The sequence below is a fragment of the Streptodolium elevatio genome, assembly GCF_053592165.1.
In genome coordinates this window covers 57,183-80,158 of sequence record NZ_JBSFVE010000017.1, presented here as the reverse complement: position 1 = coordinate 80,158, position 22,976 = coordinate 57,183, and the positions used below count along the sequence as shown (strand labels likewise).

22 protein-coding genes and 3 pseudogenes are annotated in these 22,976 nt (G+C 71.6%); 11 read left to right on the top strand and 14 right to left on the bottom strand.

Annotated features, from left to right (window positions below):
• Positions 1-59: 59 nt before the first annotated feature.
• The 4 genes from ACWD12_RS28025 to ACWD12_RS28010 all read left to right on the top strand — a co-directional run bounded on the left by ACWD12_RS28025 (position 60) and on the right by ACWD12_RS28010 (position 4,701).
• Positions 60-596, top strand: a complete 537-nt coding sequence (locus ACWD12_RS28025) for a cysteine hydrolase family protein (protein ID WP_450101890.1) — start codon at positions 60-62, stop codon at positions 594-596.
• A 168-nt stretch (positions 597-764) separates the two neighbouring features.
• Entirely contained in the window at positions 765-2,588 is a 1,824-nt protein-coding gene (locus ACWD12_RS28020) for a thiamine pyrophosphate-requiring protein (RefSeq protein ID WP_450101889.1), read from the top strand.
• 82 nt (positions 2,589-2,670) lie between these two features.
• The gene (locus tag ACWD12_RS28015; protein WP_450101888.1) at positions 2,671-3,336 is read left to right on the top strand and encodes a hemerythrin domain-containing protein; all 666 of its coding nucleotides are present in this window, start codon (positions 2,671-2,673) and stop codon (positions 3,334-3,336) included.
• A gap of 522 nt (positions 3,337-3,858) precedes the next feature.
• Complete coding sequence (locus tag ACWD12_RS28010) at positions 3,859-4,701, top strand: PIG-L deacetylase family protein (RefSeq protein ID WP_450101887.1); 843 nt, start codon at positions 3,859-3,861, stop codon at positions 4,699-4,701.
• Positions 4,702-4,831: 130 nt separating this feature from the next.
• Here ACWD12_RS28010 and ACWD12_RS28005 read toward each other — a convergent pair.
• The 4 genes and pseudogenes from ACWD12_RS28005 to ACWD12_RS27990 all read right to left on the bottom strand — a co-directional run.
• A pseudogene (locus tag ACWD12_RS28005) lies at positions 4,832-5,437 on the bottom strand (integrase core domain-containing protein); the annotation flags it as partial.
• Positions 5,430-5,740, bottom strand: a pseudogene (locus tag ACWD12_RS28000) (hypothetical protein); the annotation flags it as partial. The pseudogenes ACWD12_RS28000 and ACWD12_RS28005, both read right to left, overlap by 8 nt.
• Before the next feature lie 22 nt (positions 5,741-5,762).
• Positions 5,763-6,836 (bottom strand): DNA polymerase III subunit beta family protein, encoded by a 1,074-nt coding sequence (locus ACWD12_RS27995; protein ID WP_450101886.1) that lies wholly within the window; start codon positions 6,834-6,836, stop codon positions 5,763-5,765.
• A gap of 76 nt (positions 6,837-6,912) precedes the next feature.
• Positions 6,913-8,079, bottom strand: coding sequence for a serine hydrolase domain-containing protein (locus ACWD12_RS27990; RefSeq protein ID WP_450101885.1), 1,167 nt, complete (start codon positions 8,077-8,079; stop codon positions 6,913-6,915).
• Positions 8,080-8,283: 204 nt separating this feature from the next.
• Here ACWD12_RS27990 and ACWD12_RS27985 point away from each other — a divergent pair, with 204 nt between their 5' ends.
• From ACWD12_RS27985 to ACWD12_RS27975, 3 genes are all read left to right on the top strand, one after another.
• Positions 8,284-9,423, top strand: a complete 1,140-nt coding sequence (locus ACWD12_RS27985) for a DUF5937 family protein (protein ID WP_450101884.1) — start codon at positions 8,284-8,286, stop codon at positions 9,421-9,423.
• A 630-nt stretch (positions 9,424-10,053) separates the two neighbouring features.
• Positions 10,054-10,293 (top strand): hypothetical protein, encoded by a 240-nt coding sequence (locus ACWD12_RS27980; protein WP_450101883.1) that lies wholly within the window; start codon positions 10,054-10,056, stop codon positions 10,291-10,293.
• A gap of 5 nt (positions 10,294-10,298) precedes the next feature.
• On the top strand, positions 10,299-10,640 hold the full coding sequence (locus tag ACWD12_RS27975) for an ArsR/SmtB family transcription factor (protein WP_358356174.1): 342 nt from the start codon (positions 10,299-10,301) through the stop codon (positions 10,638-10,640).
• 38 nt (positions 10,641-10,678) lie between these two features.
• Here the strand turns inward: ACWD12_RS27975 and ACWD12_RS27970 are convergent, their stop codons facing one another.
• The 4 genes and pseudogenes from ACWD12_RS27970 to ACWD12_RS27955 form a co-directional block, all read right to left on the bottom strand.
• Entirely contained in the window at positions 10,679-11,734 is a 1,056-nt protein-coding gene (locus ACWD12_RS27970) for a phosphotransferase (RefSeq protein ID WP_450101882.1), read from the bottom strand.
• 271 nt (positions 11,735-12,005) lie between these two features.
• Positions 12,006-12,698: an alpha/beta fold hydrolase gene (locus ACWD12_RS27965; RefSeq protein ID WP_450101991.1), complete on the bottom strand. Its 693-nt coding sequence runs from the start codon at positions 12,696-12,698 to the stop codon at positions 12,006-12,008.
• Positions 12,699-12,845: 147 nt separating this feature from the next.
• Positions 12,846-13,466: pseudogene (locus ACWD12_RS27960) on the bottom strand (polyprenyl synthetase family protein); the annotation flags it as partial.
• Positions 13,467-13,490: 24 nt separating this feature from the next.
• Positions 13,491-13,742, bottom strand: coding sequence for a hypothetical protein (locus ACWD12_RS27955; RefSeq protein ID WP_450101881.1), 252 nt, complete (start codon positions 13,740-13,742; stop codon positions 13,491-13,493).
• Positions 13,743-13,981: 239 nt separating this feature from the next.
• Here ACWD12_RS27955 and ACWD12_RS27950 point away from each other — a divergent pair, with 239 nt between their 5' ends.
• The 3 genes from ACWD12_RS27950 (at position 13,982) to ACWD12_RS27940 (ending at position 15,944) form a co-directional block, all read left to right on the top strand.
• Positions 13,982-14,251: a hypothetical protein gene (locus ACWD12_RS27950; protein WP_450101880.1), complete on the top strand. Its 270-nt coding sequence runs from the start codon at positions 13,982-13,984 to the stop codon at positions 14,249-14,251.
• 152 nt (positions 14,252-14,403) lie between these two features.
• The gene (locus ACWD12_RS27945; protein WP_450101879.1) at positions 14,404-15,036 is read left to right on the top strand and encodes a hypothetical protein; all 633 of its coding nucleotides are present in this window, start codon (positions 14,404-14,406) and stop codon (positions 15,034-15,036) included.
• 164 nt (positions 15,037-15,200) lie between these two features.
• Positions 15,201-15,944, top strand: a complete 744-nt coding sequence (locus ACWD12_RS27940) for a hypothetical protein (RefSeq protein ID WP_450101878.1) — start codon at positions 15,201-15,203, stop codon at positions 15,942-15,944.
• Here the strand turns inward: ACWD12_RS27940 and ACWD12_RS27935 are convergent.
• Complete coding sequence (locus ACWD12_RS27935; protein WP_450101877.1) at positions 15,938-16,729, bottom strand: FadR/GntR family transcriptional regulator; 792 nt, start codon at positions 16,727-16,729, stop codon at positions 15,938-15,940. The genes ACWD12_RS27940 and ACWD12_RS27935 overlap by 7 nt on opposite strands.
• Positions 16,730-16,913: 184 nt before the next feature.
• Here ACWD12_RS27935 and ACWD12_RS27930 point away from each other — a divergent pair, with 184 nt between their 5' ends.
• Positions 16,914-18,167 carry an amidohydrolase family protein gene (locus ACWD12_RS27930; protein ID WP_450101876.1) on the top strand — a complete coding sequence of 418 codons (1,254 nt, stop codon included), beginning with the start codon at positions 16,914-16,916 and terminating at the stop codon, positions 18,165-18,167.
• A 119-nt stretch (positions 18,168-18,286) separates the two neighbouring features.
• Here ACWD12_RS27930 and ACWD12_RS27925 read toward each other — a convergent pair whose 3' ends face one another.
• The 5 genes from ACWD12_RS27925 to ACWD12_RS27905 are packed head-to-tail and all read right to left on the bottom strand — an operon-like array spanning position 18,287 to position 22,975.
• A complete protein-coding gene (locus ACWD12_RS27925) occupies positions 18,287-20,176 on the bottom strand; it encodes a helix-turn-helix domain-containing protein (RefSeq protein ID WP_450101875.1) in 1,890 nt (629 codons plus the stop codon).
• A complete protein-coding gene (locus ACWD12_RS27920; protein WP_450101874.1) occupies positions 20,160-21,488 on the bottom strand; it encodes a cytochrome P450 in 1,329 nt (442 codons plus the stop codon). Before ACWD12_RS27920 ends, ACWD12_RS27925 begins: the two co-directional genes overlap by 17 nt.
• Entirely contained in the window at positions 21,485-22,075 is a 591-nt protein-coding gene (locus ACWD12_RS27915; protein ID WP_450101873.1) for a GTP-binding protein, read from the bottom strand. The genes ACWD12_RS27920 and ACWD12_RS27915 overlap by 4 nt, the downstream gene beginning before the upstream one ends.
• Positions 22,056-22,541: a DUF742 domain-containing protein gene (locus ACWD12_RS27910; protein ID WP_450101872.1), complete on the bottom strand. Its 486-nt coding sequence runs from the start codon at positions 22,539-22,541 to the stop codon at positions 22,056-22,058. Before ACWD12_RS27910 ends, ACWD12_RS27915 begins: the two co-directional genes overlap by 20 nt.
• A complete protein-coding gene (locus ACWD12_RS27905) occupies positions 22,538-22,975 on the bottom strand; it encodes a roadblock/LC7 domain-containing protein (RefSeq protein ID WP_358356194.1) in 438 nt (145 codons plus the stop codon). Before ACWD12_RS27905 ends, ACWD12_RS27910 begins: the two co-directional genes overlap by 4 nt.
• Position 22,976: the final 1 nt, after the last annotated feature.

Here is a 22,976-nt window from a genome sequence, read left to right as displayed (position 1 = left end):
AGCCGTGACGCCTTCGGCCCCCTGAGCGGGCCCCACCGAAATCGGAGGCAGGCTTGCCGGTGAACACCGCAGTGCTGGTCATCGACATGATCAACACCTACGACCACGAGGACGCCGAACTCCTCGTCCCGTCGGTGCGGCAGGCCGTGCCCGGCGTGCGTACCGTGCTGGACAGCGCACGGAAGGGCGGCGTGGACGTCATCTACGTCAACGACAACTTCGGCCGCTGGCGCTCGGACCACACCGAGGTGCTGCAGGCGGCGCTGGAGGGGCCGTACGGCGACCTGGTGCGGCCCGTACAGCCGGACGAGGGCGCGATGTTCGTGATGAAGACCCGGCACTCCGTCTTCTTCCAGACACCGCTGCAGTACCTGCTGGAGCAGCACAAGGTGCGGCACGTGGTCCTGTGCGGACAGGTCACCGAGCAGTGCGTGCTCTACTCGGCGATCGACGCACATGTGCGCCACCTCGAGGTCACCGTCGTCCAGGACGCGGTGGCCCACATCCACGCCGATCTGGCCCAGGCGGCCTTGCGGATGATGGAACGCAACCTGGGCGCGCGCCTGTCCACGGCACGGGACGTCGACCTCTCGTGACGTCCAGGACGGCCGAGGTCGTCACGGCGGCCGGCCGAAGCGCCCCATGTCCCGGCTCAGTGGGCGGCACGTTGCCTGTTTCCTTCCCTGATCGGCGGATAGCTGCTTGCAAAGCGGCGTTTCGAGCACTGGCAAGCGATGCCGGTGCGCCGCGTATGGAGGAGTCGCATGTCGGAGAAGGTCGCCGATCACGTTCTGGCCAGGCTGCGGGAGTGGGGCGTCGAGCATGTCTTCGCGTACCCGGGAGACGGGATCAACGGCCTGCTCGCCGCGTGGGGGCGGGCCGGGGACCGGCCGCGCTTTGTGCAGTCCCGGCACGAGGAGATGTCGGCGTTCGAGGCGGTGGGCTACGCGAAGTTCTCGGGCCGGGTGGGGGTGTGCGCGGCGACCTCCGGCCCTGGCGCGATCCACCTGCTGAACGGACTGTACGACGCCAAGCTGGACCACGTGCCGGTGGTCGCGATCGTGGGCCAGACGGCACGGAGCGCGATGGGCGGGTCGTACCAGCAGGAGGTCGACCTCGCGAGCCTGTTCAAGGACGTCGCCTCCGAATTCTGCGAGACGGTGACCGTGCCCGAGCAACTGCCGAACGTGCTCGACCGGGCGATCCGGATCGCGTACGCGCGGCGCACCGTCACCGCGGTGATCATCCCGGCAGACGTGCAGGACCTCGACTACGTGGAACCGGGCCACGCGTTCAAGATGGTCCCGTCCAGCCTCGGCATGTCGTTCTCCCCACCGATCCCCTCGGACGAGGACCTGCGCCGCACGGCCGAACTGCTCAACGCGGGGGAGAAGGTCGCGATCCTGGTCGGCCAGGGGGCTCGCGCCGCGCGGGCCGAGGTCGAGGCGCTGGCGGACCTGATGGGTGCGGGGGTGGCGAAGGCGCTGCTGGGCAAGGACGTGCTCGGCGACGAACTGCCTTACGTGACAGGGTCGATCGGTCTGCTGGGTACGCGGCCGTCGTACGAGCTGATGACCGGGTGCGACACGCTCCTGACGATCGGATCCAACTTCCCGTACTCGCAGTTCCTCCCCGAGTACGGCCAGGCCCGTGCCGTGCAGATCGACATCGACCCTTCGATGATCGGTCTGCGCTACCCGTACGAGATCAACCTCGTCGGCGACGCGCGCGAGACCCTCTCGCGCCTGCTGCCGCTGGTGCGGCGCAGGCAACACGGCAAGTGGCGCGCGGAGATCGAGGAGAACGTCGCCCGCTGGTGGCAGGTCATGCAGCGGCGTGCGGCCGTAAACGCGGACCCCGTCAACCCCGAGTACGTCGTGCACGCCCTCGACGCGCTGCTGCCCGACGACGTGATCCTGACCGCCGACTCCGGCTCGGCGGCGAACTGGTACGCGCGCCACCTGCGCCTGCGCCCCGGCATGCGCGGCTCGCTGTCGGGGACGCTGGCGACGATGGGCCCAGGCGTCCCGTACGCGATCGGCGCCAAGTTCGCCCACCCCGACCGCCCGGCGATCGCCCTCGTCGGCGACGGCGCGATGCAGATGAACGGGCTGGCGGAGCTGATCACCGCGGCGAAGTACCACGCCGAATGGCAGGACCGCCGGCTGGTGGTGGCCGTGCTCAACAACCAGGACCTGAACCAGGTCACCTGGGAGATGCGGGCGATGCAGGGAGCGCCGCAGTTCGAGCCGTCGCAGCACCTGCCGGACGTGCGCTACGCCGACTTCGCGCGCTCCATCGGGCTGGGCGGCGTACGGGTGGAGAAGCCCGAGGACGTGGACCCGGCCTGGCGCGAGGCGCTCGCCGCCGACCGGCCGTTCGTGATCGACTTCCGCACCGACCCCGCGGTGCCGCCGATTCCGCCGCACGCGACGCTCGACCAGATCGAGGCGGCGGCGTCCAGCATCCTGCGCGGCGACAGCGACCGCGGCGGGATGATCCGGCAGGGGTTCAAGGCGAAGCTCCAGGACATGCTGCCGGGCGGCCGAGACCGCGACGACCGGCCCGGAGCGCGCGAAGGGCAATGACGTCGGCAGACCGGTGCGCGGGGACGCAGATATGTCGGCGTGCCACGGACGGTGGGAACCCGGATGAGCGGAGGCGAACGGCTTGCGGGACAGCGACGGCGACCATGGCGGCGGCCACGGCAGTGAACGCGGCGGTGAAGTCGGCGGAGACAGCGGCGGTGATAACGCGGACCAGAGCGGTGGACACGGCGGCGGCATCGTCGCCGAACTGACGGCGGATCACCGGATGGTGGAAGACCTGCTCGCGGTCTGGGAGCACGCCACGGACGGGGCCGACGGGGCAGACCCGGAGGCGCAGCAGGCGGCCGAGCGGCTCGTCGCCGCCGTTGCCGCGCATGTCGCGGCCGAGGAGGAGTACCTGCTTCCCGCCGTACGCGAACACCTGGCCGACGGCCACCAGTTCGCCGACGCCACCGTGGCCGGCAACCGTCGGACCGAGGAACTCCTGAAGGACCTCGAAGACGGCAGGGACCCGGCGGCGCGAAAGGCGGCCGCATCCGAGTTGGCGGCCGGCCTGCGTGCCCATGTGCGCGAACAGGAACGCGTCGTGTTCCCGGCGCTTGCCGCCGCGTGTCCCGCCGGCCTGCTCGACGACCTCGGCGCCAAGGTCCGCGCGGCGAAGAAGATCGGCCCCACGCGCCCCCATCCGGGTGCGCCGCGCAACGCCGTCGCCCGCAAGCTCCTGGACCCGGTCACGGGCCTCGTCGACCGGCTCCGAGACGTCGCGCGGGGACGCGGCCGGGCATGACCCTTCCCAGGCCGGCGGCCCGGGCCGAGAAGGTACGGCTCGGGCGGGCCCGTCACGCGTCCCATGTTTGCGGCCTTGCGACGAGTTGGTGAGCGGCGATGGCCGGGCGGGCATGGGTTGGTCGGGTCGGGGGTATCCGCGGCGGATGAACCTCCCCAAGATCACGGATACCCCGGATCGGGTACGTCGCGGCGCCACCCGGGGCGGCGTACCGTCGCGCGTCGCGTCGGCCCAAGCGGGCGGGGACCACGCCGGACGCGATCCGGCCCGGATCGGGGCACCGGCTGCCGAGGGGGACTCGTGACCGCCAATCGGCCCCATGGGCCTGAACAGCCTCAACAGCCTGAGCGGTCAGAACTGCGGCCTGAACGGCATAGGCGTCCCGAGCGGCCCGGTCGAGCTGCACCCGACCACCCGGACGCCGGGACCCGGGATCATCCGTCGGCCGCGGAGGAGATCCAGGGCCCGGGGACGCCGGAGGAGGCGTGGCGGACCTGGGAGCGGTTCGACCGGCTCCCGCGCGTGGCGGCGGACCGCGCCGAGGGCATTGTCGTGGTGGCCGCCCACCCCGACGACGAGGTCCTGGGCGTCGGAGGGACCATCGCGGGCGCGCTCGCCAACGGGCGCCGGGTCCGAGTGGTGCTGCTCACCGACGGAGGCGCGTCCCACCCCGACGGACCCGTGTCTCCCGACCGGCTCGCGGTCCTGCGCGCGCGGGAAACCGAAGAGGCCCTCGCCGACCTCGCCAACGACCGCCCGGCCACCTGGGACCCGGTCGGTCCGGACCGGACCGCCTCCGGCGCGGCAACGGCAGGTACGGCAACGCCAGGTCCGGCCGCCCTGGGCCCGGAACCCGCGGAGATGTCCGCCGACCACCCGGCCACCGAGGGCCCCTCCATCGAGTCCATCGAGGGCCCGGCAATCGCCTCCCCGGTTGTCGACGTCGTCCGGCTGGGGCTCCCCGACACCGCCGTCGCCGCCCACGAGGCGGCCGCGTGCACGGCGCTGGTCCCGCTCCTGGCCGGGTTCGAGCTGTGCCTCGCGCCCTGGTCGCACGACCTTCACGCCGACCATGAGGCCGCGGGCCGTCTGGCCGCGCGGGCCTGCCACCAGGCGGGTACCCGGCACGCCCAGTACCCGGTGTGGATGTGGCACTGGGGCAGGCCGGGAGACTCCCGGGTCCCGTGGTCGCGGGCGGTCCGCGTCGACCTCGCGCCCCACACGCTCGTCCGCAAGGAGCAGGCCATCGGCCGCTTCGCCACACAAATCGCCGCGCTCGCCCCCGGCGAGGACGACCGCGTGATCCTGCCGCCCGAGGAACTCGCGCACTTCACAAGACCGTTCGAAGTCCTCTTCCGGTGCTGACGATGGAACGGCGCACCGAGGACGCGCCGGATCCCGGCACTTCGAGGCGATGTACTGGCGGCGCCGCGCCCAACCCCTGGCGCCCAGCCGAACGGGCGTACGTCCTAGGCAAGTACGCGATCGCGACGGCCTAGCTGTAGGAGGCCATGACGTTGGTGACGCCGTCCGGTAGGCGTGCTGCGGGTGGTTGGTTTCCGAGCGAGGTGTGCGGGCGGTGGTCGTTGTAGTGGACGATCCAGCGGCCCAGGAGGTAGGCGCGTTGGGCTTCTGACGTCCACGTCCGGGCGTAGAGGAACTCTTCGGCCAGGATGCGGTTGTATCGCTCGACTTTGCCGTTGTGGCGTGGGGTGTAGGGCGCGATGCGCTGGTGCCTGGCGCCGAGCAGGGCCCGGGTGAAGCTCTTGGCGCGGTAGCAGGCACCGTTGTCTGTCACGATCCGTTCGATGCGTGTGATCCCGTGTGCGGCCAGCCAGGTGCGCGCACGGTGGAGAAAGGCGATGGCGGTGGCGGCCTTCTCGTCAGGCAGTGCTTCGGTGTAGGCGAGACGGCTGTATCCATCTACGGCCGAGTGCAGATAGACATAGCCTCCGCGCTCGGTCCTCGTTCTCCGGTTGACGGCTTTGGCCTGTTCGCTGCCGCGTCCGTGTGCGCGCCAGCCGCCGCCGTCGGGGATTCGGCCTACCTTCTTCACATCGACGTGGATCATGTGGCCTGGCCGTCGGGCTTGGATTTTCCGCCAGGTTGAGGTGGAGTGAGGGGTAGAACCCGGCGATGTGGAGGCTGGCATGGTGCTCCTGGACGCGCTGGTCGGTCACGGCGTCGGCAGCGTCCAGGGCCCGGACGTCCCAGGCGAGGGCCTGGGCGGGATCTTCGTAGAGGTCCGCCAGGTAGTGGGCGAGTGAGCAACGGTGCAGCGGGTCCCCGGTGACGCCGATCTCCGACCACAGGGGACGGAAAGGATGTCGCCCGTTCGGCCTTCGGTGACGGCTTGGCCGATGGCTTCCATGGTCGGATCGGGGCTGGCGGGTGCGGCAGGCATGAAGTGTTCCTCGTCGTCGTTCTCAGGCTGAGGGGTCGAACTTGATGGGCATGGCCAGGGTGGTGAGATCGCCGCGGTCGGCGGAGCGGATCGTGACGGGCTGGTGGTATCCCCTGAGATCGAGCAGCACGTCGGGGCCGATCGCCGTGCTCACGGCGGGATAGAGCGTGGTCATGTCGAACCGGATCTGGAGGTCCGCGCCCGTCACGGTGGCGGAGAGCGGGATTCCGGGGTGTTCGTCGTTCGGGGGCCGGACGCTCACGCTGTGATCGGTGATGTGCAGTGCGACGTGTTCGCCGGGGTGTTCTTCCAGGGCCCGCAGCAGCAGGTCCTTCGAGATCGTCACGCGGGTAGTGACCTCGTCCAGGGACTCGAGCATCAGACGGTGGTCGGGGAACTCCTCAGGCAGCGCCCGGCAGTGCCGGTCCTCCCGCTCGGGCATGCGCAGCCAGATCCCGTGCGGCACCGCTTCGATGCGGATCAGCGCACTGCGCCGGACATCGGCGATCGCGGCCCGGAGGTCGTCGCTGTCGACCGTGCCGGCCCAGGTCTGCTCCGCCGGCCGCGCCGGCACCAGGGTCCGAGTGGAGAGCCGGTACCGGTCCGTCGCTGTCAGGGCGATGGCCTCGTCACTCGCCTCGATGTGCAGACCGGCGAGCACCGCCATCCCCGGCTCGTGCGCGGTCGCGGTCAGAACCTGCTCGACCGCATCCGCCAGCACGGGACCCTTCAGCGTCGCGATCAGCAGACCGGGCACGTTGCCGCCGAGTACGGACTTGATGACCGCAGCCTTCTGCCGTGCCGCCGCCGCATCCCCGACGATCTTGGCAACATGCTCGTCGAGCAGCCGCGCCGCCTCCTCAGCCCCGGCGCCGAGGACCGCCTCGACCGTCGCCAGCGGCATGGCGATCTCGCGGAGCCGACGCAGTGTGGTCGCCCGCACCAGCTGGTCGGCGTCGTAGTGGCGGTAGCCCGTGACCGGGTCTACTTCGGCAGGAGGCAGTACCCCGGAGTCGGCATAGAAACGCAACGCGCTGGAGGTCAGGCCACTGCGCTGGGCGAAGACGCCGATCGGCATCAGTTCGGAACTTGGCACCTCGCCATCATCGAGCTTCAACCAACTCGAAGGTCAACACCGACGTGGGCGTCACCAACCTCAGTGCGCAGTACACCTAGCCCCCGATGATCAGCCGCCGGGCCAGGGACGGGATGCCCCGGATGCTTTCCATCTCGTAGTTGGACAGGATCGCTGTCACGTACCCGCTGTCCGGGTAGAACACCAGCTCGGCCGCGGCTCCGTTGCTGGCACCGCCGTTGTGTCCGTACGACCACTGATCGCCGGTGAGCGTGGCGCCTGGGCCATAGCCGCCGAACACGGTCAGTCGTTCCGGGCCGGGCGGTGGCGGCGTAGGCAGCTTCGGGCTGAGCGTCAGCAGGGTGTACGCCGGGTTCAGCAGCCTCTTCTCCCAGAGGGTGTGGGCGAACCGTGCCATCTGGGTGCAGGTCGCGAACGCGCCGGGCAGGAAGATCTGTTCGTCGAGGTTGTCGATCCGGTCCGCCGACCCCGGCGGGCGGTAGTAGCCATGGGCGATCCGGCGGTCCTGGCGCATCTGCGGCAGGGTGTAGTAGTCGGCGCTGTCCATCCCGGCGGCGCGGAAGACGTGCTCGCGGACGTAGTCGTGGTACTCCTGCCCGGACACCCGCGCGACGATCTCCCCGAGCAGGTGGTACGCCGAGTTGCTGTACCTGCTGCCCGCACCTGGCGGGAAGGCCGGCGTCTCCCCTCTGACGAACCGGCCGGTGTCGTCCATCTGCTGCCGCACGCTGGTCCAGGTGCGGGCGGTCGCCCAGTACCCGGGCGCGCCCATGTAGTCGCCCAGGCCCGAAGTGTGGGTCAGCAGGTGGTGGATCGTCACCCGGTCGGCGATCTCGGCCGGAAACCCGTCCAGGTGTGTGCCGAGTGCGTCGTAGTACTGCAGCTTGCCGCGCTGTGCGAGTTGCGCCACCGCCACGGCGGTGAACAGTTTGGCGACCGAGGCCAGGCCGAACAGCGTGTCGGGCCCGTTGGGCACCGCCCGCGCCTTGTCGGCCATGCCGTACGACCGGGACAGGACGGTCCGACCCCGGTACGTGATCAGGAGGGAGCCGGAGAACACGTCCTTGGCCGCCTGTTCCGCGACGAACCGGTCCAACTCGCCGCCGGGCCGCAGGCCCTTCGGTACCCGATGCGAATCCGCGTCGGCGGCGGCCGACCCGGTGGCCCGGGCCGTCAGTACTCCGGTGGTAGCGGCGACCGAAGTGGCCCCCAGGAGCCCGAGAGCCGCCCGGCGAGTCGTCATGCGAGATCACCCGTTTCTGTCTGGATTTCGGAAATGGCCGCAGCCACCCACCCGAGCCGATCGACGACCTGTATGCGTTCCCTACGTCGCTGTCGCGATAGTGCGGGGATGGCCGTGCTTTGGACAGGGGAACGGTATGGCGCCCCTGCGGGCCGCCCCAACTGATTCACGAACGAGTTGATCGCAGCCCGCTGGAGTGTCCCGATGAACATCCGCATACGCCTGACCTCGGCGGATCCCGGCCTGGTGGCCTTCGGTTGCTCACCGGGCCACGAGGCGCTTCGCAGCCTGCATGTGCTCGGCTCGGTGAAGCGGCATCCGCTGCACATTTCCTGGACGCTGAAAGCACGCGAACGCATGAACGCCGATCTCCGGGACGAGGCGGACAAATTCGCTTTCTGGTGCCACGGCCGTCCGCTGGGTTTTCCGCGAATCTGGCGCCCGGGGGAAGTATCGACATGGCCGGACGAGTTGGCGGCGCTGCGCGACGCGCCGGTCGAGCATTACGCGGAAGAGTTGCTCGCCGGGGCCCTGGAAAGGAACGGACGTGCCTCTCGGGTCCGGTTGGACGAGTTCCTGGCCGATCCCGCCTTACGCGAGGGGGCGATGAACGCCGTCCAGGCGCGGCACCCGGCCTCGCTGCCCGTTCTGCGGGAGCTCATCGACGATCCCGAGCGCTCCCGCGGACGGTTCGCCGGATTCCTGTCCGCGTACTGGGACGCCTGTCTCGCCCCGGAGTGGCCGTCCCTGGAGAGGTATCTGCTGGCCGACATCGCCCGGCGCAACGGCGTCGGGCACCGGCATGGCCTGGCGCCGATGCTGGACGGGCTCGCCCCTCATTTGCGCGTCATCCAGGAGGGGGACGAGCTGCTGATCGCGTCGGCACGCAGCCGCGCCGCCGCGCCGATGGAGTTCACGCTCGGCCGGCAGGACCGGTTCTTGCTCACGCCCTCCCACTTCGCCTGGCCCCTGGTCGCCGTCACCGGCCACCATGACCGCGAGGCGGGCCGCGAACGGCGGAGCGTGCACGTCACTTACGCACTGGACGCAATGCAGCGCAAGGCCCACCCGCCGGTCCCCCCGGACGACCTGCTCCAACTGCTCCGCGCCGCCGCTCACCCCACCCGGCTGCAGATGCTCCAACTCCTGGCCGCGTACCCGCGATCCACCCGCGAACTCGCCGGCCTGATCGGCCTCACCGAGGCCGCCATCTCCAAACACCTGAAACTCCTGGCCGAGGCGGGCTGGGCGAATCCCGAGCGGCACAGCTACTACGTGTACTACCGGCTGGCCCCGGGCACACACGACCGGCTCACAGACGCCCTGGAGGAACTGCTCGGCTGAAACCGGGGCGTCCCGCAGCCGGCTTTGTTTGTTTGAGCATGGTTCGGTCGTCCAACCGCTTCCGGCCCCGATGCGAGACCGGCAGCAGCGCCGGAGGGCCTGTCCAGCCAACGGCGTGACTCTGTTGGCGATCTTCGATGCGTGCTTGTGCGCCTGGAGATGACCGCGCCTCGTACCCCGGCGCCTGGCAATCGAAGGCACCGAGGCGGGTGCGGCCGTGCTCGCGGTAGGGCGAGGGATCCCTTGTCGAGGGTTCGGACAACATCACCAGCAGAGTTACGGCATGGGGACCAACCGCCTGTTCGCGCTTCGACGTACGCCACCACGATCGCGCTTCAGCACAACGAGCCAGCACCGCCGCGCGGGACCACACCCACTTACCGTGCAAGATCCCACGCCGTGAAGCGATCCAAGTTGCATACTGCACGCGGGGGACTCGGCCGGTTGACGGTTTGAAGGAGTCTTCAATTGCGCACATGAATTTCCGGGTACAGGACCAGACGGGCCGCCCGACGGGTTGTGGAGGTCGGTCGGCTCTGGTCGTGTGCGGTCGGTCGCGTTCGTCGGGGAGGCGGTCGACGCCAGGCCGGATGCGCGTTGTGCGCGTCCGGGGATCCGGGAGGTCGCCGCGTGGACGTATCCGCAGAGTCGGTGCGTGCGCGGGTGCGCCGTGCCCGGGAGGCACTTGCGGACGCTGCCGAGGGCCAGGACCCCCGTGCCGTTTCCGCCGCGCTGGACGAGTTGGAGGGCGCCCTGCAGTCCGCCCGGGACAACGGCGTGGCCATTCCGGCGGCCGGCGAGGACCAGGAGCCCGGGCGCCCGGGGGCGCCGCGGGCCGACGGCGGGTCGGACGGGCGCGGAAGGGGTTGAGCGCGGTGCCGGTTCCGCTGTACCAGGCGAAGGCGGAGTTCTTCCGGATGCTCGGCCATCCGGTACGCATCCGGGTGCTGGAACTGCTCCAGGAGGGGCCGCTGCCGGTCCGCGACCTGCTGGCCGCCATAGAGGTGGAACCGTCCAACCTCTCCCAGCAGTTGGCCGTGCTGCGCCGCTCCGGGATCGTCACCTCCGAGCGGGACGGCTCCACGGTCGTCTATCAACTCGCGGGCGGCGACGTCGCGGACCTGATGCGGGCGGCGCGCCGCATCCTCACCGAAATGCTGGCCGGGCAGCGGGAACTGCTGGACGAATTGCGCGAGGCGGAGGCCGCCGCCTCGTAAGGCACGCTCCGCAGCCGCCCCGGCCGAGCGCGGCCGGATCATTCGAGTGCGAAGACCTCGTGGTCGGCGGCGGCGGTTCCGAGGCGGTGCAGGAGCACGCTCGTGATCGCCGGGTCGACCTTGAGGGTGATGCCCCAGAGGAAGAAGCCGTGGACGATGCCCTGCCGTATGCCGAGCCACGCCTCGTCCCACTTGGGTGCGTCCACTCCGGCGGCGGCCAGGGCGTCGAGGTAGTGGCGCAGGAGGTCCTTCTCGGTACGCCGGCGGTCCTCGACGGTCAGCACCGACGCGATGTGGTAGCCGACGTCGAGGTACCAGGGGCCGCGCTGCACGAGCTGCCAGTCGACGAAGGCGGGGTGCCCGTCGCTGTCGAGGTAGAGGTTCCCGACGTGGGTGTCGCCGTGGACCACGGTCCAGGGCGAGGCATCCTCGGCACGTGCGGCCATGTTCCGGTACGCCGCGAACAGCGCATCGGCGTCGCGTACTTCCGCCGGCACCCCGGCGCCGATCTCCGACTCGAAGTTGCTGCGGATCTCCGGCAACCCGCGTCGGGTGGCGTACGAAGCGAGCCGCGGCGCCAGCCAGTTGGCGGTGGCCGCCTGCTCGTCCCCCCAGCCGGAGGCGTGCAGCAGCGCGAGTTGGGACAGGCTCTCCGCCGCCAGGTCAGGGGTGTAGTCGGCGGCGGCGTCGAGGAACACGGCGCCCCGGTGGACGACGTCCTCGGTGATGACCACGTTGTGCTCCGACTCGCGGTCGACGTCGGCGTACACGCTGCTCAGGGTGCGCACGCCGCTGCGGGCCGCGAAGTGGCGGTAGAAGGAGACCTCGAAGAATCCGGCGTGGCGGGCCGGCCAACCGGCCTCGGAGAAATACCCCTTGGCCCACAGAATCGGGGACAGGCCCTCGGGGACGCCCCCTTGGCACTCGATACTGAACGACGCGTTCGTCGCCACGCGACTGATCACGGGGCCCGGCGTCACGTCGGTGACCACGATGCCCGGAAAGCGCGCGGACAGCGCGCTGCCGAGCCAGGACGGCGACATGAGGTCCGACAGCGTCCGCGGAACGGGAGGAGCGGGCCGAGTCATGGACATGGCACACCGATCGCTAGTATTTGATCATGTCGCTGGGATTCTATCCATCGACATGTGCGCGCGGTAGAGCCCGGAGCCGCCCACGCGGTCACTGCGCACGAAGTCCTCGACAAGCCCTGGTCTCCAGGGACATCCACGTCCTTCCACGGACGGCCGCGCGGGTCGTACGAGTGGGTCCGCGCCGGCAGGCCGAACAGCACCCGCCGGTAAGGTTCGAGGATCGGTCGGCGGTGCTGCAGGTGGTGCGAGCTGGTGCGGGGCGCGGTGCGGGTCAGGCGCCGGCGGCCCGCTTGACCAGATCGGCGACGGCGCCCGGCTGCGAGACGTAGACGGCGTGGCTGCCGGCGACCTCGACGGTCTGGGCACCGACGCGCTCGGCCATGGCGCGCTGGGCGGGCGGCGGGATCATGCGGTCGTCGGACGCGACCAGGTACCACGCCGGCTTGGTGCGCCAGGCGGGCTCGGACACGGCGCCGGTGAGAGCGTCCACGCCCCAAGGGACCTGGGAGTCGGCGAGGAAGGCGGCGTCCGCGAGGGGGAGGTCACCGGCGAAGGACGCCGCGAACTTGTCCCGGTCCGGGAACAGGAAGCCCTGGTCGGGGGGCAGGATCGGGGGGACCGGAGCGCCGGGGGGCGGGTCGGCGATCAGGGCGTTGACCGACTCGCCCTTGTCCGGGGCGAACGCGGCGATGTAGACGAGGGAGGCGACCTTCTCGAGGTTGCCGGCTTCGGTGATCACCACGCCGCCGTACGAGTGGCCCACCAGGGTGACCGGGCCGGGCAGTTGGTCGATGACCTGCCGGGTGGCGGCCACGTCGCCTTCCAGGGAGATGGTGGGGTTCTGTACGACGGCCACCTTGTAGCCCTCGGCCGTCAGCGCCCGGTAGACCCCCAGCCAGCCCGAACCGTCCACGAACCCGCCGTGGACCGGGACGACACTCCCGCGCGACACGTTGTCGCTCATCATTCCTCTAGTGGTGTCCGGGCCGGAAACCACGGCCCATGTCCGCACTGTAGGAACCGGCCGAACACACCGCTTCCGCAAAATGACGTAGTTCGGTGACGTAGTTCGACGACGCAGCGCGGTGAGTTCGGGGCGGTCGATCAGGCCGCGCAGCCGCCGCGTGTCGCCGTCGCCAAGGCGTTGCAGCGCGAGTGCCATCAGTACGGTGTGCTTGCCCGCGCGCAGGTCCTCGCCGACCGGCTTGCCCAGGGTGGCCGGGTCGCCGTAGACGCCGAGCAGGTCGTAGCGGAACTGGAAAGCCTCGCCCAGGGGCCGGGCGTACGCCGTCAGCGCCGCGACCGTCCCGGGACCCGCGTCGGCCAGCAACGCGCCGATCTGCAAAGGTCGTTCGAAGCTGTAACGGCCGGACTTCAACCGCACGATCGCCAGCGCGGGGGCCACCTCGGGCGTCGGCTCGCCGGTGGCCAGCAGGTCCCGGTACTGCCCGTGCATCAGCTCTTCGCGCATCGCGGCGACCACCGGGCCGAGCACGCGCCACTGCGGCGGCGTCGTGACGGCCGTGTGGAGCAGCTCGTCCGACCAGGCAAGTGCGAGGTCGCCGGTCAGGATCGCCGCCGCGTCGCCGAACGCGCCCGCATCCGCCCGGTCTTGGTGGCGTACGGCGAACACCCGGTGCACCGTGGGCTGCCCCCGGCGGGTCCCGGAACGGTCCATGACGTCGTCGTGGATCAGCGCGAAGGCGTGGAACAGCTCCAGCGACGCCGCCACCGACACCGCTGCCGGAGTCAGCGGTTAGGGAGTCGCCGCGGACCAGCCCAACGCACACAGCAGCGGCCGCAGCCGTTTGCCCCCTGCGCTCACCATGCCCGCGACCACCTCGACCGGCTCCGCCGCGACCGCATCGGCGGCATCCGCACGCTTGCCGTCCGGGAAAGCGGTCAGGAACTCGTGTACGGCGGAGCGCGTCGACTCCCGCCATCCGGCGTGCGCACCCGCGGACGGCGGTGCCCCGCCACCGTGCCCGAAGGCTCCCACGACGGTCATCTCATAGCCTTACTGCTGACCTCGGCGCGGCACCGTACAGGCCGGCGCTCCCGGGCACCGGTCGAGCACGCCGCCCTCTGCAGGATCACCGGTCGGAACCGCCCCCACTCAAGCGCACGCCCGGCGCCCGGCGGCACGCCACCGCGCACCGCGGGCGCGCCTGTCGGCCGGCGCAGTTCGGCCGTACGAACCGTCCACCCCCGGCCGCGGGGCAAAACGCGCGTTCCAGGCTCGACGGGATGAGTGATTATGAGCCGGTCTTCAAACGCAGCAAGTGGGGATCCAGCCGCTACGTCCACAACCACCCGGGCCCCGTGGGCATGGCCCTCATCGTCAGAATGCTCATCGGCGGCAGCGTCGTCATGGTCACGCCGGCCACCAGGACCGGGCCGTTCACGGTTCCCGATGACAGCTACTCGCCGCCCCGGCCGACCACCGACAACATCCGGTACTGGGCCCCTATCCACGCCTACCTCTCGACCCTGCGCTCCGCCTCACCCGGCGAATGAGACGAGCCTGTCCCCGAACACGGTCACCACGCACCGGCCGTCGCCGCACTGACGGGGGCTGAAGACTGCCGGGTTCCGGCAGTGCGTTGCGGCCGGGTGGGAGGGGACGATGCGGTCGAGTCGTTGAACGGTGGGGCGAAGGAGGATGCCATATGTGGGCCGGACCTGGGGTCGCGTGTGTGCTGCGCATTGCCGACGGGCGTGTCACCTACCCGGACGGGACGGCGGCCGGGCGGGTGGTGGCGCAGGCGCCGGGCGGAGTGGCGGCGCTGCGGCGGGCGTTCGCGCGGAACCCGGAGAACGCGCGGCTGGACGTCGTGGTCTACGCCGCGGCGGGGCACCCCCTGCTCTGCGTCGTCAAGCACCGGTCGACCCGCGCGCGTGTGGACGTGAACGGCCCGAGCGGCGATCCCGTGGGGTGGATCGAGAAGAGCAAGGGCCTTGTTCGCAAGACGTACCAGGCCAAGGACGCCTGGGGACGGGTGGTCGGCGAGGTCCGCGACCAGAAGCCGACGCGCCTTGAACCGCACTACTGGGCGTTGCTGCACGCGCCGGACGGAACGGCGGTCGGACGTCTCACCCAGCGCACCGAGGTACGTCCGGGCGCGGTGATGGCCGGACTCGCCCGCAACCACCGCACGTGGTGGGAGGCGGACTTGGGGCCGAACGTCGCCGAGCCGTTCCGGACGCTGGTGGTGGGCTTCGCGGGCGTCGTCGGGACGGTCACCGGTCTGGACGCCCGACCGCCCGGACTGGGCGACGTGGCCGGGCAGTTCACCCCCTGATGGCCGAGCACGCGGAGCATCCGGAGCGCGCGGAGCCCTTGGAGCACTTCGAGGGCTCCGCGCGTAGGCAAGCGCAGCGGCGGCGGTACTGCCGGCATTCCGGTAGGGACGGCCGCCGGTGTGACCGGTGCCGTTCCGCCCTGCGACGGAAGGTGTGGCTGTCGGTGCTCGTCCTGGCGGCGGCGGCAGTGGTGTTGGCGGTGTTGAGCGTGGGAACAAGTCTCGCGCTGGCCGACCATGTCGAGGAGGACCGCGCGTACCGCGACGCGCGGCCTTGCGCACCGGCTGACGGTGAGGGCCGCGACCGCGCGTGCCTGCGGAGCGTACCGGCCGTGGTGCGTGCGGTGATCGACGTCGGCGGACGGAACTCGCGTCACGAACTACAGCTGACCAGTGCGGAGTTCTCGTACCGTAGCGTGCCGGTCAATGCCTCCGGCCCCCTGCTCGGACAGGTCGCCAGGGGTGACACGGTGTCGGTGACCCTGTGGCGCGACCGCGTCGTGGAGGTGCGCGCGGTGGGCCGTACCGAGGCCACCAGGGACACGCCCTACGAGGACGCGGTCGGCGCCGTGGTGGTGATCGGTCTGACCGTTCCCCTGGTTCCCGTGTCGGCACGGCTCGCGCTGTGGCTGGTGCGCCACCGCCGCGCCGTCGTGGCGGACGAGGTCAACGCCCTGGTGTACGCCTGGGCGCCGGTGGACGCCGGGCTGTCGGCCGCCGCCCTGGCATCGCTCGTCGGGTCCTTGGCCGCGCCGGGGCTCGGGTTCGGCGCGGGCCTGGCGACGCGCTCGGTCGTCGTCGCGGTGTTCGCGGCGCTCGCGTTCGCGGGTGGTTGGGCGGCGGCACGGTCCCTGGCTCCGGCCATGCGGCGGCGCGAGGCCGCCCGCACCGCCGGCACCGGTCAATGATGAGCCGTCAGTGATCCCACGGCATGCCCCGGCCGCGCCTCCAGCGGGTGCGACTGGGCGAACTCCACGTGCCTGCGGGCGAGTCCGTGCGTACCGTCGACGTCGCCCGCGGCGATCAGGTCGACGAGTTCGCGGTGCACGTCGAGGCCCGCGCGGATGCGCTCGGTGAAGTCCGAGCCCTCGGGGACCTCGTCCACCCAGTGATGCTCGTGCGCCGACCAGAGCGTCTCGGCCGTCCCGAGCAGCAGTTGCATTGTCGTGTTGCCGCACAGCTCCACCAGGCCCTCGTGGAAGTCGCGGCAGGCGCGTACGAACGCGGGTAGGTCGTCCGTCAGTTCCACGCTGCGGGCGTGCAGTTCCCTCAGGCGCGGCACCACTTCGACCGCGCGGTCCTCGCGCGCCGCGCACATGCCGGCGCACGTCGGTTCGAGGTTGCGAACGGCCGCCGCGAGGTCCTCGAGCGGTACGCGGCGGCTGCGCAGCACGAGCCCGAAGGTGCGGGCGGCGTCGACCTCGCTCGGCAGTTGGACCGCCAGGCCGCCGGTGTTGCCCCGGCGTACCGACACCAGGCCCTCGGTCTCCAGGATGCGAATCGCCTGCCGCAACGTGGTCTGGCCGACCTGGTACTCGACCAGCAGCTCGCTCTGCTTCGGCAGCAGGTCACCGTCGCGCATGCCGCCGTCCAGGATGCGGTCGCGCAGCACGTTGGCCAGTTCCTCGGCCACGCTCAGGCCCCGCACCCGACCCCCGGTCGACCTGGCGCTCCCTGGTGTCGCGGTGCTCACGGGCGGCTCTCCTTCTCGTGGTCCTCGGCTTGGCGTTTCCTCGGCTGCTTCGCGGTCCTCGGCCGGCTCCGCGGTCCTCGGCTTCGGCGTCCTCGTCCGCGCGCCCATCGTACGGAGCGGCCCCCTGTATTGCCTTAATTAGCTAACATAGCTAACTTAGCCAAATCAGTGAATGGAGGATTCCGTGACCACCGAAGACAGCCGCTACACGGTCATCTCGTCCGACGGCCATGCGGGCGCCGACCTGCTCGACTACCGGCCGTACCTGGATCGCGAGCACCACGAGGAGTTCGACCGCTGGGCGGCCCAGCTCGTCAACCCGTTCGAGTCCGAGCACCTGCTCAGCAAGGCGCAGGACTGCAACTGGGACAACACCGTGCGGGACGCGGACCTGGCGACGCAGGGCATCGTCGGCGAGGTGCTCTTCCCGAACACCGTGCCGCCGTTCTTCCCCCAGACCCAGTTCTTCGTCCCGCCCCCGCCCTCCGACCGGCGCGAGTACGAGCAGCGCTGGGCCGGCCTCCAGGCGCACAACCGCTGGCTCGCCGACTTCTGCGCCCAGGCACCAGGCCGCCGGGCCGGCGTCGCGCAGATCATGCTCAACGACATCGCGGACGCCGTCGCCGAGGTGCGCCGGGTCAAGGAGGTCGGCCTGTTCGGCGGCATCCTGGTGCCCGGCATACCGCCCGGCTCCGCGCTGCCCCCGCTGTTCGACCCGGTGTACGACCCGATCTGGGCGGCCTGCGAGGAACTCGACGTCCCCGTCAATCTGCACAGCGGCGGCGGCGTCCCGGAATACCCGCACGACCCGCGCGGACTCGCCGTGCTGCTCTCCGAGATCACCTGGTTCTCCAACCGCGTGCTCACCCACCTCGTCTTCGGCGGGGTCTTCGAGCGCTTCCCGGGGCTGAAGGTGGCGTTCACCGAGCAGGGCTCGGCCTGGGTGCCGCGCGAACTCGCCAAGCTGGACCAGTTCGTGCGCGTGATGCCGCTCGACGGCACCGCCCAGCATTTCTTCGGCGGCGAGATGATCCGCGGGCTCAGCCTGCTGCCGAGCGAGTACTTCGCGCGGAACTGCTTCCTCGGGTCCAGCCCACTGCGCCCCGCCGAGTGCGCGATCCGGCACCAGATCGGGGTCGACCGGATCATGTGGGGTGCCGACTACCCGCACGCCGAGGGGACGTTCCCGTACACCCTGGAAGGCTTGCGGCTGACCTTCGCCGACGTGCCCGAGGACGAGGTACGCGCGATGCTGGCCGGCAACGCCGCCCGCTTCTACGGCTTCGACCTGGACGCTCTCGCGGTCCCGGCCGCCGCGTGCGGGCCGCGCGTCGCCGACGTCGCACGGCCGTTCGGCCGGGACGAGGTACCCGCGGACGCGCTGGGCTCGGTCTTCATCGACCACTTCGGCGCGGAACACCCGGCGCTGGCCGGATAGTTCGAACCGTACGCGCCCTCCGCGCCACCACCGCGTCCGGGGCGCCCCGCGCGACCGCCTCCCCGCCGGTGGCCCGCCGCCCGTACCCCGCTCTTGCCCCCCCGCCCGTGAACCGCTCGCTACGACCCGCCGCGCGGCCGGGGGGTCAGGGCGGGATAAGGGGCGCCGGGCGCGGTGGTGGCGTACAGCGCGATGGTGAGCGGCCGCAGTCCGCTGAGGCGCTGGTCGTCGTCCTCCTCGTCGCGGTCCTGCGGCAGGCCGGTGATGAGGTCCCGGCGCAGCAGCGGCTCCGCGGCGCGGATGTGGGAGCGGACGGTCTTGGTCGCGATCCCCAGGTGCGCGGCGGCCGCGTCGGCGTTGAACTCGGCGAGGACCCAGGTGCGCAGGGTGCGGACCAGGTCGCGGCGGTCGTCGGCGAGCGGCCGCAGCATCTGGTCCGCCCAGATGCGCACCTGCTGGTGCGTCAGCACGTCGTGCAGGGACACATCCGCCTCGGGGGAGTGCGGCGCGGGGGGAGCGGGCGGCTGGGGGAGGGAGCTGACGATCTGGATGGCCAGCGACAGAACGATGCGGTCCAGCGTGCGCTCGGGGTCGAGGCCGACCGCGGCGCACACCTGGTTGACGCGCCGGGCCACGGTGTTGCGGTGCACACCGATGACGCGCGCCGCCGCGGATGTGCGGAACTCCACTGCCAGCGCGGTGGATTCCAGGATCTGGCTGCCCGATCTGGAGGTGGCCAGGATGGGCCGTAGGAAGGCCTCGGCCCAGGTGTGTGCCGGGACGGCGGGGAGCACGTCCACGAGGGTCGGCGTACGTGTCGCGCTGATGACCGTGCGCTCGGGGTGGTGGGCGGCACGTGCGAGCGCGTCCGCGGCTTCGCCGTATGCCTGGCCGATCCCGGCGAGCGGGTGCACCGGGCTGCCGCCCACAGTCACCCCTGAGGAGCCGAACGTCTGGCGCAGCGATCTGAGTTCGCCCTCCGAGTCGTGCTCGGGGTGCTGCGGCGCGACGATGATGATGTGCTGGTGGAACGCGGGGCAGCGGACCGCCAGGGCGTTCCGGTCGAGTCGGCGTTCCACGTCGGCCATGACCGCCTCCCGGTCCGCGCGGGCGCAGTCGACGATGAAGACCCGCGTGGTCTCCACGTCGAGGAGACCGGGCGCGATGCCGGCCAGGACGCGTTGCGCGTGGGTGGCGTTGCCGGTCATCAGGAGCTGGAACGCCGACAGCCGGATGCCGCGGACCGCGGTGGTGACGCTCGCGGTGTCGGCCTCCCGGTGGTGCGGTGCCAGTGCGAAGGCGAGCGTGGTGGCCGCGTGCCCGGTGAGGTTGCGGTCGGCGCGTCCCAGGGGTTCGTCGGTGGCGACGATCAGCACGTGGTCGGCGCCCACCGGGACGGTGCCGGCGAACAGGCCGGTGGGTGTCGTCTGGAGCGGACGGTCCGGGCGCTGCATGACCGACGCGAGGGTGAGCGGGGCGGTCGGCGGCGTGGCCGTGACGATGCCTTCCGGACCGCGCAGGACGACCTCCGCGCGCAACGCCTGCGCCAGCGCACGGGTGACACCGCCGACGGGGTCCGCGGTGTCGAGCTGCGCGATGAGGTCGCCGAGGGTCGCGGCGTGCCGCCTGGCCCGGTCGGCCGCGAGGTCGGCGACGCGCCGCGCGAGCCCGGACCGCCACGCGGACAGCGGGCGGGTGGAGGTCAGCAGAGGGAAGCGGTGGCGCGTCGCCGCGTCCCGGATCCAGGTGACGGCGTCGCCGCCGGGGAAGTCGGCCAGGACGAGCGCTGCCGCACGGCCGACCGCGAGGGCACCCAGGAGTCGGTCGACGGCCTGGAGTTCCCCGGCGTCGGAGACGATCAGGGCTTGCGAGATGTCCGAACCCATCCACTGGCTGCCGGACAGGATCAGCGCCCGGTGCACCTCGCGGTCGGCGGCGATCGCCGGATCCGGCCCCTGCGGCGCCAGTCCGTACTCCGGTATGGCGGTCACGTCACGCAGAGACAGCATGTCCCGTCGTCACCCCTTTCTCGTCCGTTCGTGTGTCGGCGCCGCCCGCGTACGCGCTGCCCGCGTTTGCGCCGGTCGCGTGGGTAACGGCAGAAGTGTCCACGACACCATCGGCGCCGCCGCCAGCGGCCCCGGTCACGCCGTCGCGGCGGTCCGGGGCGAACACCACGCCCAGGTGCACGGGACACTGCTGGAACGGGCCGGGCCTGCCGGTGATGACCCGCGTCGGTGTCGACAGGTCCCACAGCGCGTCGACGACCGTTTCGATCGCCGCCTCCGCGACGGTCGCGGCCAACGCCTGCGCCGGGCAGTGGTGCGGGCCGGCCGACCACGCCAGGTGGCTGCGGTCCCGCGGCCGGCCGCGACCGGGGCGCGCGGGGTCGGTGCCGACGGCGGCGTGCCCCACCAGAACAGGCACCCCCGGCGCCACGACGACGCCGTGCAGGATCGCCGGACGACGGGCGTAGTGCACCGACGCGTTCGCCACCGGGCACCGCGCGGCGAGGGCGGCGTCCATCGCGCCGCGGATGGTCACCGCGCCGCCGACGAACTCCCCGGCGTACGCGGGTTCGGTCAGCAGCGCATGCAGCGCGGTGCCGATCCAGGCGGCCGTGGGCGCGATGCCGAGCAGAACCATGGAGGACAAAAGGAGTTCGACCTCGCCGGGGCCGAGCCGTGCCGGGTGCGCGAGCAGCCTCGACGTCAGATCGGCCCCGGGCGAGCCCTGCTTCGCCCGCACGATCTCGCGCAGCCGCCGCATGAGCTTCCCGGCCGCCTCCACCGAGTCCGGCCCGGCGTCGACCACCGACCTCGCGTACGCGCGGATCCGGTCGTGGTCGTCCGGGCAGCCGAGGACGTCGGCGACGGCGTGGCCGGCCACCTGGTCGGCGTACTCGGCCATCAGGTCCGCGTGCCCCCGAGGTGCGAACCCGCCGACGAGCGCCCGCCCGTGCCGCTGCACGCCGCGTCGGACGGCGTGCAGGTCGACGCCGGCCAGGCAGTCGTCCAGCACGCCGCGCAGCCGCTCGTGCTCGGGGCCGTCGACGTGCTGCAGGCCGCCCGGGCGCAGCAGGGCCAGGTGGGTCGTGGCGACGACGTCCGGCAAGGGGGTCCAGTGCTCCGGGCTCCGGGCGAAGTCCGCGCCGGTGAGCAGCTCGCGCGCCGCGGCGTGGTCGGTGACCACCAAGGCGCGTACGCCGGGCGCGATCTCGGCCCACGCGACGGGGCCCGCCGCGCGCAGCGACGCGTACGCGTCCTCGGGGCTTTCGCTGAACGCCGCGCCGTGCAGCCGCGGCAGCGCGGAGTGGTTCATGGGGTGTGGCTCCCTGCGGGGCGGAGGATGTCGGTGACCAGTGCGACCAGCGCGTGCTTGGCCGATTGCATGGTGCGCGCGTCGACGAAGACGAGCGGGCGGTCGTCGGGAAGGGTCAGGGCGTCGCGCAGCACCGCCTCGGAGTATCCGGGGGATTCCGCGAAGGTGTTGACGGCGACCACGTAGGGGACTCCGGCTTCCTCCAACAGGTCGATGGACGCGTACGACCGGTCGATGTGCCGGGTGTCGACCAGCACCAGGCCGCCCAGCGCGCCGGTCAGCAGCGACCGGATCATGGCCGCGAACCGCGGCTGCCCGGGGGCACCGAACAGGTAGACCGCGATGCCGCCGGCAAGGGTGCGCCGGCCGAAGTCCATGGCGACGGTCGTCGTGGACTTGGTGTCCACCGCCACGTCGTCGACCAGTTCGCCGGCGCGCGTCAGCCGCTCCTCGGTGCGCAGCGGGCGCATCTCGGAGACCGTGCCCACGAACGTGGTCTTGCCCACCCCGAACGCGCCCAGGACGACGATCTTCACCGAGCGCGCGCCGTCCGGCAGGTAGCCGCGCTCAGAGGCGCTGGAGGCCATGCAGAACCCTTTCCAGGAAATCCCGTTCGTGCGGTTGCGCACGCGGGACGAACGGATCGGCGGCACGCACGTGGCCGCCGGCGACCAAGTCGGCCGCCACCGCGCGCACCACGCCGCCGGGCAGCTCCAGGCGGGCGCTCACCTCCGCGACCGACAGCACGCCGGGCTCCAGCAGCGCCAGCACGCGCCGTGCCTGGACCGGCAGTCCGGCCACCGGGGCGGCAGGAGCCAGGGACAGGAGCGTCGCCATGTCGACGCGTGGCCGACCCCGCTTCGGGGTGCCCTCGTATCCGGTGCCGCCGTCCCAGCCCTCCCCGCCGTGGTACGCGGCGCCGACCTCCGCGGGGCCGTCCGTCGCGTCGAACGTCCCGTCGTGGTCCGGCGTGTCCGTGTCGGGGGAGATGACCGTGTGGGAACGGACGACGCCGCGGCGCGTGTGGCCGCCTCCGCCCGCGCCGGAGGTCATACCCGGGTCGGGAACTGGCGGTCCCGGGCCGCCAGGAACGGCCCCAGGGCCTTGATCAGCTTCAAGGCCTTGGACAGTGTCAACTGCACGTTCGGGCTGATCGAGTCACCCTCCACGGCGACCCCCAGCCCGCTGTTCCGGCCGGCCGCGAACAGCAGCACCGTGTACCGCGTGAAGTCCATGATCTGATAGCGCATCAGCAGGTTTTCCGGGGTCGTACGGCAGCAGTCGGCGAACGCGTCCTGCAGCGACGCGATGCCCGCGAAGGCCGCGCAGGACCGCTCCATCTCGTCCCGGCCGAGGCCGTCGGTGCCCGCGAGCGGAAGCCCGTCCGAGGAGAACAGCACGGCGGAGACGACGCCGTCGCCGAGCAACGCGTTGAGCTGCGGGCGCAGGTCGGCCGTGTCGGCGGTGACGTGCGGGAACTCGGACATC

What these genes read in the sequence shown, in the direction of transcription:
- ACWD12_RS28020 (WP_450101889.1), top strand. Translation starts at nt 765, where the DNA reads ATGTCGGAGAAGGTCGCCGATCACGTTCTGGCCAGGCTGCGGGAGTGG.
- ACWD12_RS27990 (WP_450101885.1), bottom strand. Translation starts at nt 8,079, where the DNA reads ATGACGACTCGCCGGGCGGCTCTCGGGCTCCTGGGGGCCACTTCGGTC.
- ACWD12_RS27985 (WP_450101884.1), top strand. Translation starts at nt 8,284, where the DNA reads ATGAACATCCGCATACGCCTGACCTCGGCGGATCCCGGCCTGGTGGCC.
- ACWD12_RS27970 (WP_450101882.1), bottom strand. Translation starts at nt 11,734, where the DNA reads ATGTCCATGACTCGGCCCGCTCCTCCCGTTCCGCGGACGCTGTCGGAC.
- ACWD12_RS27965 (WP_450101991.1), bottom strand. Translation starts at nt 12,698, where the DNA reads ATGAGCGACAACGTGTCGCGCGGGAGTGTCGTCCCGGTCCACGGCGGG.
- ACWD12_RS27955 (WP_450101881.1), bottom strand. Translation starts at nt 13,742, where the DNA reads ATGACCGTCGTGGGAGCCTTCGGGCACGGTGGCGGGGCACCGCCGTCC.
- ACWD12_RS27950 (WP_450101880.1), top strand. Translation starts at nt 13,982, where the DNA reads ATGAGTGATTATGAGCCGGTCTTCAAACGCAGCAAGTGGGGATCCAGC.
- ACWD12_RS27945 (WP_450101879.1), top strand. Translation starts at nt 14,404, where the DNA reads ATGTGGGCCGGACCTGGGGTCGCGTGTGTGCTGCGCATTGCCGACGGG.
- ACWD12_RS27925 (WP_450101875.1), bottom strand. Translation starts at nt 20,176, where the DNA reads ATGCTGTCTCTGCGTGACGTGACCGCCATACCGGAGTACGGACTGGCG.
- ACWD12_RS27920 (WP_450101874.1), bottom strand. Translation starts at nt 21,488, where the DNA reads ATGAACCACTCCGCGCTGCCGCGGCTGCACGGCGCGGCGTTCAGCGAA.
- ACWD12_RS27915 (WP_450101873.1), bottom strand. Translation starts at nt 22,075, where the DNA reads ATGGCCTCCAGCGCCTCTGAGCGCGGCTACCTGCCGGACGGCGCGCGC.
- ACWD12_RS27910 (WP_450101872.1), bottom strand. Translation starts at nt 22,541, where the DNA reads ATGACCTCCGGCGCGGGCGGAGGCGGCCACACGCGCCGCGGCGTCGTC.
- ACWD12_RS27905 (WP_358356194.1), bottom strand. Translation starts at nt 22,975, where the DNA reads ATGTCCGAGTTCCCGCACGTCACCGCCGACACGGCCGACCTGCGCCCG.